Raw genomic sequence first — 10,510 nt, forward strand, 5'->3', positions numbered from 1 at the left:
CGTCCCAGGGCCCCTGCCCGAGAGGTGCGCGTCGGCCGCTTCGAGGACGGAGGACCGCTGGGGCATCTTCCGGAAATCCGCTGTCAACCGGACGCGGCAGACCGGCAACTCTTGAACGGACAGACCGAAAGGCACATCGAAGAGGAGCGGCCGCCATGGCACGCCCCGGTCACCCCGGCTGACGCGCGTCACGGCCGCCGAACCGCTCCTCGCACCCGCAGTCGGCCTGCTGCGGGTCTCGTGGGTCCGCCGGCGCACACCCAGATGTGTCGGCGTGCTCTTCTTCCACTGCTGCCGGCTCGTCCGGGTGCGGGGCTGCGACTTGTGCTGCTGCGTCTGCGCCGAGCAGGACCGGGCCGCCGCACCCGCCCTCCGTGATTCCCCCGCTGTCGTATGAGGAGCCGCCATGCCTGAAACCGCTGTGCCCGGAACCGGACTGCCGCAGTCCGGGCCTCGCCCGCCGTCCCGTAGGGCTCGTATCACACCGCGGTCGGTCCTGGTGTGGACCGTGGTCTCGATTGTGGGAGCGGTCGGGTGGGCCGTGCTCGCCCTGTCCCGGGGCGAGGAGATCTCGGCCGTCTGGCTGCTGATGGCGGCCCTCGGCTCGTACGCGATCGCCTATCGCTTCTATTCACGGTTCATCGCCCGCCGGGTCCTGGAGGTCGACGACACCCGCGCCACTCCCGCCGAGCGACTGGAGGACGGTGTCGACTACCACCCCACCGATCGCCGCGTGCTGTTCGGCCACCACTTCGCGGCCATCGCTGGCGCCGGCCCCCTGGTCGGCCCCGTCCTGGCAGCCCAGATGGGCTACCTGCCGGGCACCGTCTGGATCATCGCGGGCGTGATCTTCGGCGGTGCGGTCCAGGACATGGTGGTCCTGTTCCTCTCCATGCGCCGGGACGGCAAGAGCCTGGGCCAGATGGCCCGTGACGAGATCGGCAAGGTGGGTGGCGCTGCCGCGCTGATCGGCGTCTTCGCCATCATGATCATCTTGCTCGCGGTTCTGGCGATGGTCGTCGTCAACGCGCTGGCGGAGTCCGCCTGGGGCACCTTCTCGGTCTCCATGACCATCCCCATCGCCCTTTTCATGGGCTTTTACCTGCGCTACCTGCGGCCGGGCCGGGTCGTGGAGACCAGTGTCATCGGTGTCGCTCTGCTGCTGCTCGCCATCCTCGGCGGCGGCTGGATCCAGAACTCCTCGCTGGCCCAGTACTTCATCTGGAACCCCACCACCCTGGTCTTCTGCCTGGCTGGCTACGGCTTCGTCGCCTCCGTGCTCCCGGTGTGGATGCTGCTGGCCCCCCGCGACTACCTCTCGACCTTCATGAAGGTCGGCACCATCGCCCTGATGGCCATCGGTGTCGTGATCGCCGCGCCCACCCTCAAGGTCGACGGCGTGACCGAATTCGCCCGCACCGACGCCGGGCCGGTCTTCGCCGGATCGCTGTTCCCGTTCCTCTTCATCACCATCGCCTGCGGTGCCCTGTCCGGCTTCCACGCGCTGGTCTCCTCCGGCACCACCCCGAAGCTGATCCAGAAGGAGTCCCAGGTCCGGCTGATCGGCTATGGCTCCATGCTCACGGAGTCCTTCGTCGCCGTCATGGCGCTGATCGCCGCCTGCGTTCTCGAACCGGGTCTGTTCTACGCGATGAACGCCCCGGCCGCGCTGCTCGGCACCACTACGGAAAGCGCCTCCCAGGCGGTGAACGGCCTCGGCTTCACCATCACTCCGGACCAGCTGGCCGCGGCGGCCAAAGCCGTCGACGAGCAGACGCTGATCGGCCGTTCCGGCGGTGCGCCCACACTGGCCGTGGGCATGTCGGAGATCTTCTCCAGTGTGTTCGGCGGCGGGCTCAAGGCGTTCTGGTACCACTTCGCCATCATGTTCGAGGCGTTGTTCATCCTCACCACGGTGGACGCAGGCACTCGGGTGGGCCGCTTCATGCTGCAGGACATGCTGGGCAACGTCTGGAAGCCGATCGGCCGGGTCACCTGGAAGCCGGGCATCTGGATCACCAGCGCCCTGGTCGTGGGTGCCTGGGGCTACTTCCTCTACGCCGGTGTCACCGACCCGCTGGGCGGCATCAAGCAGCTGTTCCCGCTGTTCGGCATCGCCAACCAGCTGCTGGCCGCGGTGGCCCTCGCCGTCACCACGACCATGCTGGTCCGGACCGGCAAGCTGCGCTGGGCATGGGTCACCGGCATCCCGCTGGCCTGGGACGTGGCCGTCACTTTCACCGCCGGATGGCAGAAGATCTTCTCCGGCAACCCGAAGATCGGATTCTTCGCCCAGCGTGACGCCTACGCGCAGGCCATCGACGCCGGCAAGCTCCTGCCAGGCGCCAAGAACATGGACGACATGCACACCATCGTGCTCAACAACACGGTCGACGGTGTGCTCATGGCCGTATTCCTCCTGCTGGTGGTCACGGTCCTGGTCAACTGCGCCCTGGCGTGCGTCCGCACCCTGCGTGCCACCGAGCCGCCGCCGTCGACCGAGGCGCCGTACGTCGAGTCCCGCATCGAGGTGCCGGAGTCCCCGCGCACCAAGCCGCTGGTGGGGGCGGGCTCATGAGAAGCGTGCGGAAGGCTCTGGGAGCCGTACGCTGGTACGCGCGGGAGCTGACCGGCGGGGCGGAGTACGACCGCTACTGCGCGCGGCACCGTCGCCATCACCCGCTCGCGCCGGTGCCGACCCGCCGCGAGTACGAGCGGATGCGGAGCACGCACCGCGAGTCGGACGCCCCCAGCCGCTGCTGCTGACCGATCCCCCTGTAGAGGACACGGTTTCCCCAGGACGCGAGTCCCGGGGAAACCGTGTGAGTGCTCGCGCCTCCACCAGGTAAGAGCCCGGTGGGGGCCGACGCGCATGCGATGTCAGATCACCGGCGTAGCGGCAGCCGTCCGCTCTCCGCCGGCGGCGCGCCCCACCCATCAGCCCGAACCTCCTTCTTGGACCACCCATGCTGCGACGCGGAAAACCCCTGGTCACAGGCCCCGAGCTCGACGACCGCCAACTGCACCGGACCCTGTCCGAGCTGCGCCCCACACAGCAACTGCACGGCCTCGGGGCAGAGTCCACCCGCCCGCTGTGGATGCCTGTCGCCGAGTTGCTGCGTGCCACAGGCCGTGACTGGGACCGGCGGGTCCACCGGATCTCCGTACTGGCACGAGCCCTGCCACCGGTCGTCACGGACCGATGGATCAAGGAGCGTCCACGGGACCCCGACGCCCTGGTCCTACGGGCCTGTACGCGGGTTGCCCAGGTCAAAGGTGGCACGGACTGGTCGGTTGCCTGGGACGTGTACGGCGACTGCATGCAGGCGGCGGAGACCGCCCCCGAGGACCCCACCCCGTTGCTGGCCATGCTGCGGCTGATGTACATCTGCGGCTCCCCCGTCCACGCGGCCGTCCCTGTGTGGACCGAAGCGGTCACGCGAGACCCGTGGAACCGGGCCGCCTACCACCAGATGCTGCGGCACATGTCCCCGCGGGGCCACGGCACACTCATGGACATGATCGACTTCGCTCGTCAGTGCGCGGACCGGGCGCCCCACGGATCACCGGTGGCCCTGCTGCCGCTCGCGGCTCGTGTGGAACTGGTCGCCTACCGGATGACCAGGGACTTCGCCACCGCTTTCGCGGCGGACGGGCACTGGTATGAGCCCAGGGCGGCCGCCGAGGCCGACACCGCACTGGCCAAGTGGTTCCACACGGCATCTCCGCCGCACGCCGAGGCGCTCGCCGACCTCAACCTGCTCGCCTTCGCCCTGACCCGGCTGAAGCGGATGGACGACGCCGGTCCCGTCTTCCGCCGCATCGGTCGCCATATGACCAGCCACCCCTGGGACATGCTCCCGAATGCAGTCGGCACCTTTCAGTACTGGCGGAAACGGGCCCGGGCCTGACCAACTCGGCTGCGCGCTCGCGTGGTTGGAACGTCGGCGTTGGCCGCCGGGGCCAGCGAAGCCCTGTCCCGCCTCGCGGCAGCGGTCGTCAAGAATCCGCAACCGGACAACCGACTGTGGGCATCTGAGAGAGGACCACGCCTGGTCCTTGGCCGGCATCCGCTCGCATGACGGAAGCCTTGGGGGGTCAGTGGCTGAGGTGGATGGGAAAGCGCAGGCGGCAGATGACGGCGTCGGTGTGGCGGCGGATGGCGCGGTCGAGGACGGCGCCAAGGCGCTTCTGCCGCTTCTTGACGATCTTCGGCTCGAAGGAGCCGTCCCGGTCGCGGGGCGCCCGTCCCGGTGACGATCCGCACAGCCCCCTCACGGAACTCCGCATCGAACTTCCGCCTCTTGCTCGCCATGACTCCCAACTTCGCCTGCAATCACGGTCTCTACGGTACGAGGGAAGGTCAGGGCAGCCGTCCCCTGTATGTGATGCTGCGTCAGTCAGTCCTGTCCTCACGATTGCTCTCGGTTGGAGCGTCCGGCTAGATTCGTGGGAGTTGGGGGTGGTCTGTGAGGGTGGCCATGGGCGCGTGCGACGGCGCCGACGCCGTCGTCCCGGACTCCGGGACCGATCGGCGGCCTGTGCGCCGCAGCGTCGGCGGGCGCGTGATCCCGGCTGCAGGCGCGCCGCACGGCCTGGTGCCGCAGCACGTGGGATCGTCCGGTCGCTGCCGGAACGGCGGTCCGCGTCGGCTTCGGCTGCTGTTCCCCACCTGCTTCGCCGCCCCCTTCGTGGTCATCGGTATCAAAGGGGTGGGACATGGCACACGACAGGCATCAGCACAGACCCCCGGTGGTTGCGCGCCGGGGACGGCGATTGCTCGCGCGGCTGCTCGCGCCGGCGCTGGCGGCGGCGCTGGCGGCGGCCGCCAGCGGCGGCGTGCCGACGAGTGCGCACGCCGCCGCAGCCAGTGAGGCGAGCGCTCTCGCGTGGGGCTACAACGGGGCCGGCCAGCTGGGCGACGGCACCACGACCTCGCGCACCGTAGCCGGGCCGGTGTCCTCGGGAGGGGGCATGGTCCAGGTCGCGGCAGGCGATAACCACAGCCTCGCGCTGCTGTGGAACGGCGAGGTCCGGGCCTGGGGCAACAACAGCTACAACCAGCTGGGCGACGGGACCACCACGCTCCGCACCACCCCGGTGCCGGTGTCCGGGCTGCCCGGGGCGTCCGGGCTGCGGATGGTGCAGGTCGCCGCCGGCAGTTACAGCAGCGCCGCGCTGCGCTCGGACGGCACGGTGTGGACCTGGGGCTACAACGCGCTCGGGCAGCTGGGCAACAACACCACCGTCGACCGGTCCACGCCGGGGCAGGTGCTCAACCTGGCCCAGGTGACTCAGATGGACCTGTCGTTCGACCACGGCGTGGCCGCGCGCTCGGACGGCACGGTGTGGTCCTGGGGCTACAACTTCTTCGGCGAGCTCGGAGACGGCACCACCACCAACCGCCTCACGCCGGTGAAGGTCCCGGGGCTCACCGGCGTCGTGCAGGTGGCGGCGGGCACTGACTACACGCTCGCGCTGCGCTCGGACGGCACGGTCTGGGCCTGGGGACTCAACGCGTTCGGCCAGCTGGGCGACGGCACCACCACCACGCAGAGCTCACCGGTGCAGGTGACGGGGCTCTCCAAGGTGGTGCAGGTCTCCGCCGGCTCCCGCCACAGCATGGCGGTGCGCTCGGACGGCAGCGTCTGGACCTGGGGATACAACGCGTACTCGGAGCTGGGTGACGGCACCACCGACAACCGGTCCACGCCGTGGCAGGTGAGCGGGCTGAGCGGAGTGACACAGGTGTCCGCCGGCACCTTCTACAGCGCGGCGCTGCGCTCGGACGGCACCGTCTGGACCTGGGGATACAACGCGTACGGGCAGCTGGGCAACGGCACCACGACCGCCTCCAGCACTCCCGTGCCCGCGAACGCGGGTGGAATCATCCAGATCTCCGTGAACTCGGGGCACACCCTGGCGGTCCAGGCCGCCAAGCCGGTCAACCTCACCCTGCCGGCCGTCTCCGGCAAGGCGGCCAACGGCAGCTTGCTGACCGCGAGCCGGGGCACCTGGAGCGGCGTCAGCCCGATCAGCTACAGCTACCGCTGGCAGCGCTGCACCGCCGACACCACCTCCTGCGTGGACATCCCCGGCGCGACCGCCACCACCTACCGCGCCGCGCACGCGGACATCGGCAGCCGGATCCGGGTCCGTATCACCGCCGACAACGTCGGCGGCACCTCCGCGCCGGTCGCCTCCGCCGCCACGGCCGTCGTCGTCAAGGCACCCCCGGTGAACACCAAGGCCCCGACCGTCACCGGCACCAAGACCCGGGGGAAGGTGCTCACCGCCCACGCCGGCACCTGGACCGGCGCCGCGCCGATCCGCTACGCCTACCAGTGGCAGCGCTGCAACGCCAAGGGCACCGGCTGCGCCAACATCCGCGGCGCCACCCGCACCACCTACCGCCTCGCCTCGGCCGACGTGGGCAAGCGGATCCGCCTCAACGTCACCGCCACCAACCCCGACGGCCACGCCACCGCCCACTCCGCGGTGACCGCCACCATCAAGAAGTAACAACGAGCCCGTGCGCCGCGCCACCGGTCCGTCAGGCCCGGGTGGTGCGGCGCACGGCTGTGGCTGCTGGAGCGGGGCGGAGAGGGGGCCGTCGTCGGTCATCGTCGAGATCGGGGTGGGCTGTAGAGGCGTCCGCTACTCGTCGAGTCCTCCGAAACGGCGGGCATCTTTGATCTCGTGGAGTCTGGCAGCCGTCATCGGGGTCCACTCCCTCCTCTGTCCAGCGGTATGGAGGGCCTCTCCAACCTCGCTGAGCTTCGCGGAGGACAACACGCCTGCCCGCTCGATCAGGTCGTCCCGGGCCACGGTGGTCAGCCATGTGCAAGGAGTAAAGCCTGGACGCGGGAACGCGAACCGCAGCACGCCTTCGAAGGGCAGTCCTTCCAGGATGCCTACGGCCACTTCAACGCCGAGGCCGCTGATGTCGACGCCCGCTGGAGCGACGACCTGCATCGCCTGGAACCTGGATGACTCCTCGTCCGATAACAGCACGACCGGGCGTCGCTCGTCGAAGTCGACCCACCAGACTTCACCGCGTTGCATGTGTCCTCCTGGCATCAGTCGACGGGCGAACGCTGCGCGCCCCGAGCGGGACGCGGAAGAGATGCGGCCCCGTCTTCGCACGTCGTGACCGAGGGGTGGTGAAGACGGGCGCGGCCACCGGTGATCATCGGTGTGTGAAGACAAACGATCATACGGTGGCCGCAGGGCACAGCGTAGACCCTGCGCGCTGGCAGGAGGGGTTGGAGGGCCTGATGTCTCGGATAGCGGGCCGGTTCGCGCGGGTTGAACCCCGGCGTCGGGTACGGGAACTGGTGCTGGGGTTGCTGTCGGACCTGCCGCGCAAGAACTGCTGGAGCATCGCCGAGTGGGCCGGGCAAGCCAGTCGAGTACGTGCTGGAACATCTGCACGGCGAAGATGTGGTGCTGGTGGTCGACGAGACCGGAGACGTCAAGAAGGGCACGCACACCGTCGGTGTCCAGCGCCAGTACACCGGCACCGCGGGGAGGATCGAAAATGCCCAGGTCGCCGTCTACCTCGTCTACGCAAGCAACCGTGGACACGCGGCGGTGGACCGTGAGCTGTACATCCCGCGGCCGCATGCAGACCAAACCGTAGCGAGAACACCAGTCAGAAGCTGGGAAGCGGGTGTAGGCACCCGATCGGGCTCAGCCATTGCGAGACAGCACCCGCCACGGCATCCGACTGGACCCATCGGACACGCCCTGGTAGCCAAACGGTCCCGCTCCCTCCGTACAGGCAAGGCGAGCGGGACCATTGGGCAGTCTGTTACCGGGCTCCCAGCTCGGCCAGCAGAGCCTTGTACTCGTCCGGGTACCGAGTTCGCAGGATGTCCATCCACACCCGGGCCCCTTGAACGAACGTCTCCGGCTTCATCTTCTGGTGCAGATGGTGGACACAGTAGGGAGCATCGTCGTACGGGAGCTGCTTTGGCTGCTCGGACTGCCCTGCTGCTTCCGAGTTCGCTGCCCTCGGCTCTCCCGCGCTGGTGCGCGGTTCCGGGATGGACTCGACAGCCTGCTCTCGACCGGCGGACGGCGTGACCGGACCAGGCCCGGACGGAGGGGCTGGCGAAGCGGCTGGGTCGGCGGGCGCCTCTGGGATTATCACGCCGTGATATTCGGCGGGGCCTGCTGAGCGCTCAACGATCTCCTGCGGCTGGGCCTCTGCCTTCTTGCGGGCTGCTTCCGCCCGCTCGTCCGCCTTGGCCTTCTGCTCTTCGGGAGACAGCTTGCCGAGGTTGCGGACGTGTTCCACCTTCCGTTCCCCGGTCACCAGGTCCTTCTGGAGCTCGGGGGTGAGCTTCAGCAACGACAGCTTGCTGGAGATGGTGTTCTGTGGAATGCCCAGCCGTTTGGCGGCCTTGGTCTGCGAGCCGTAGTAGTCGACCAGGGTCTTGAGGGCGTGGGCCTCTTCAAGGTCGGTCATGTCGTCGCGGTGGTAGTTCGCGACGAACGCGGCCTCGAGGAGGGCTTCATCCGTGGCGACGCGACCGTTGTCGACGCGGACCGGGATGGTGGCCATTCCGACGCGGCGAGCGGACTCGAGGCGGCGGTGGCCGTCGACGACGATGTACTGCGCCCCGTCATCGAGGTCGCCGGCGCGGTCTGGCCGGTTGCGCAGGTAGGCCTCGACTGTGGCAACGGCGATGGGAATGATGATGCCGACCTCGCGGACGGTCTGCACCGTCTCGTCGAGGTTGCGCAGGTGGTTGCGCGGGTTGTCGGGGTTGTCGCTGATGAGGGTGACCGGCAGCTCGGTGATGGCCGCTGCGGTCGACTCCTCTCCACCGATGGTCTTGTCGATGAGGTTGCGTCGGGAGGACCGGGCTCCGCGGGCCGCGCCGAACGCGGGTGCCGATCCGAGCATTTCGGCCTTGCTCAACGGGTTGCTCCCCTCGCTACCTGTCGCATGGCTTCCGCCTGGTCACTGTGCGGGGCGTAGGACAGCAGCGGCATCCGCTTGCGGACCGCTTCCCTCTGTTCTTTCAGATCGCCGATGACGGCAAGGACCTTCGGGTCACCGAGCGATTTCCAGTTGTCCAGGGAGGAGGTGGCGACGTAGCCGCGTCGGGAGTCGTACAGGTTCACGACGAGGCCCAGGTAGTCGACCTCGAGGGAGAGGTCTTCGCAGAGGTCTTCGATCTGCTGGGCAAGCATGCCGTAGGCCGTGGCCGATGAGTCTTCGGCGAGGACGGGAATGACGACGCCGGAGACGCCGGCGGGTTCGCCGCGTCGCCTGCGTCCGTAGTAGAGGGCGGCATCCATGGCGATGCCGAGGCTCGGCGGGCAGTCGATGATGATGACGTCGTAGTCGGCTTCGAGGGGGCGCAGTGCCAGCTCGAGGGCTGCTTCCTTCTGAAAGCCGCGCTTTTGCATCGCCACGACGGCGATCTTCGCGTCGAGGAGGAACCCGTCGAAGCAGGCGGGCAGTACGTGCAGCCGCTTCTCGAACCGCGGATCCTCTATCACCATGACCAGGTCGCGCAGATCGCCCGTGCCTTCGCCGCACATGTGGGAGACCAGGCTGTCGTGGTTGGGTTCGATCTGGGGGACTCCGAGCTGTTCGCTGAGGTGTCCCTGTGGGTCGAAGTCGACGATGAGGACGCGCTTGCCTTCTTCGGCGTAGGCCTGGCCGATGCCGGCGGAGATGGCGGTCTTGCCGACACCACCCTTCTGGTTGCCGACGATCTTCCGTTCGGGATCAGTTCCGCGAGCGCCGTGCTGGGGGGACGGGTTCGCGTCGAGCCAGTCACGGATCGACTGGGCGAGGCCCTGCGTGTAGGAGACACTCCGGTTGGTGCAGGTTTCCTTGAACTGCTCGTACAGGCCCGGCGGAAGCCAGGTGGAGAACGACTTGGCGCCGGCGGTGTCCACTTCAGTGCCGATGCCGACACTGGCGCGCCACTCGTTGATGGCTGCCTCGACGGCGTCCTGGATGTCCAGGCTGAGTTCGGCGGCGCGGACCTTGAGTGCTTGTTGGAGCGCCGAGGGCAGCTTGGACGCTACCTTTTCCCGGTCTCCTTCAGGGTATGGAGAGGCCATGACGTCACCTTACTGACTTCTGAGGCTGTGAAGGTACCCGGTTCGCGGGTTCTGACGTGGTTTCACCCTTGGCGTATGGCTGCTCGGATTATCACGCCGTGATAGCTGCGGCCGTGGAAGGCTCGAGCGGGCGGAGTATCACGGCGTGATAATCCCTGGCGCTCGCTGGTCGGCTGCGAGCCGAACTGCGGAGACGTGGGTGTCCTCTTCGGGATGCCGACATGACTCGAGCATCAAGATCCGCTGTGGCGCCGACAGAAGTGGCGCGGTATCTTGTCTTCCGAAACCTAGACGCATTGAGGCCCCCGCTCCGGCGGGGGCCTCAATGTTGTGCGCCCAGCATGGGCGATCGATTGGGGGTGGAAGTCCCCTGGGGGAAGAGGTAGTGCTAACCCCGAGCCGGAGGCAAGGGCGTCATCGT

Annotated in this window: 8 protein-coding genes and 1 pseudogene; 5 read left to right on the forward strand and 4 right to left on the reverse strand. The window is 68.4% G+C overall.

The genetic code is table 11. The annotated features are described in order from the left end of the window. The first annotated feature begins 406 nt into the window (after window positions 1-406). The 3 genes from ACIQFZ_RS29210 to ACIQFZ_RS29220 all read left to right on the forward strand — a co-directional run bounded on the left by ACIQFZ_RS29210 (window position 407) and on the right by ACIQFZ_RS29220 (window position 3,911). Window positions 407-2,578, forward strand: a complete 2,172-nt coding sequence (locus ACIQFZ_RS29210; RefSeq protein ID WP_402692584.1) for a carbon starvation CstA family protein — start codon at window positions 407-409, stop codon at window positions 2,576-2,578. Next, window positions 2,575-2,766, forward strand: coding sequence for a YbdD/YjiX family protein (locus tag ACIQFZ_RS29215; RefSeq protein WP_402692585.1), 192 nt, complete (start codon window positions 2,575-2,577; stop codon window positions 2,764-2,766). The genes ACIQFZ_RS29210 and ACIQFZ_RS29215 overlap by 4 nt, the downstream gene beginning before the upstream one ends. 200 nt (window positions 2,767-2,966) lie before the next feature. Continuing rightward, the gene (locus ACIQFZ_RS29220; protein WP_402692586.1) at window positions 2,967-3,911 is read left to right on the forward strand and encodes a hypothetical protein; all 945 of its coding nucleotides are present in this window, start codon (window positions 2,967-2,969) and stop codon (window positions 3,909-3,911) included. 187 nt (window positions 3,912-4,098) lie between these two features. Here ACIQFZ_RS29220 and ACIQFZ_RS29225 read toward each other — a convergent pair whose 3' ends face one another. Then, complete coding sequence (locus tag ACIQFZ_RS29225; protein ID WP_402692587.1) at window positions 4,099-4,290, reverse strand: hypothetical protein; 192 nt, start codon at window positions 4,288-4,290, stop codon at window positions 4,099-4,101. Window positions 4,291-4,719: 429 nt separating this feature from the next. Between ACIQFZ_RS29225 and ACIQFZ_RS29230 the strand changes: the two genes are divergently transcribed. Beyond that, window positions 4,720-6,522 carry a hypothetical protein gene (locus tag ACIQFZ_RS29230; RefSeq protein ID WP_402692588.1) on the forward strand — a complete coding sequence of 601 codons (1,803 nt, stop codon included), beginning with the start codon at window positions 4,720-4,722 and terminating at the stop codon, window positions 6,520-6,522. A gap of 135 nt (window positions 6,523-6,657) precedes the next feature. Here ACIQFZ_RS29230 and ACIQFZ_RS29235 read toward each other — a convergent pair whose 3' ends face one another. Next, window positions 6,658-7,065: a type II toxin-antitoxin system PemK/MazF family toxin gene (locus ACIQFZ_RS29235; RefSeq protein ID WP_402692589.1), complete on the reverse strand. Its 408-nt coding sequence runs from the start codon at window positions 7,063-7,065 to the stop codon at window positions 6,658-6,660. Between the two features lie 212 nt (window positions 7,066-7,277). Between ACIQFZ_RS29235 and ACIQFZ_RS29240 the strand changes: the two are divergent. Beyond that, window positions 7,278-7,617 (forward strand): annotated as a pseudogene (locus ACIQFZ_RS29240) (transposase); the annotation flags it as partial. A 196-nt stretch (window positions 7,618-7,813) separates the two neighbouring features. On the opposite strand, the gene ACIQFZ_RS29245 reads toward ACIQFZ_RS29240, so the two are convergent. Together ACIQFZ_RS29245 and ACIQFZ_RS29250 are read right to left on the reverse strand one after the other, a co-directional pair. Further along, on the reverse strand, window positions 7,814-8,929 hold the full coding sequence (locus ACIQFZ_RS29245) for a ParB/RepB/Spo0J family partition protein (protein WP_402692590.1): 1,116 nt from the start codon (window positions 8,927-8,929) through the stop codon (window positions 7,814-7,816). After that, window positions 8,926-10,089: a ParA family protein gene (locus tag ACIQFZ_RS29250; protein WP_402692591.1), complete on the reverse strand. Its 1,164-nt coding sequence runs from the start codon at window positions 10,087-10,089 to the stop codon at window positions 8,926-8,928. Before ACIQFZ_RS29250 ends, ACIQFZ_RS29245 begins: the two co-directional genes overlap by 4 nt. Window positions 10,090-10,510 lie beyond the last annotated feature (421 nt).

This window comes from Streptomyces sp. NPDC093064 (genome assembly GCF_044754605.1).
In the GTDB taxonomy this organism is placed as follows: domain Bacteria; phylum Actinomycetota; class Actinomycetes; order Streptomycetales; family Streptomycetaceae; genus Streptomyces.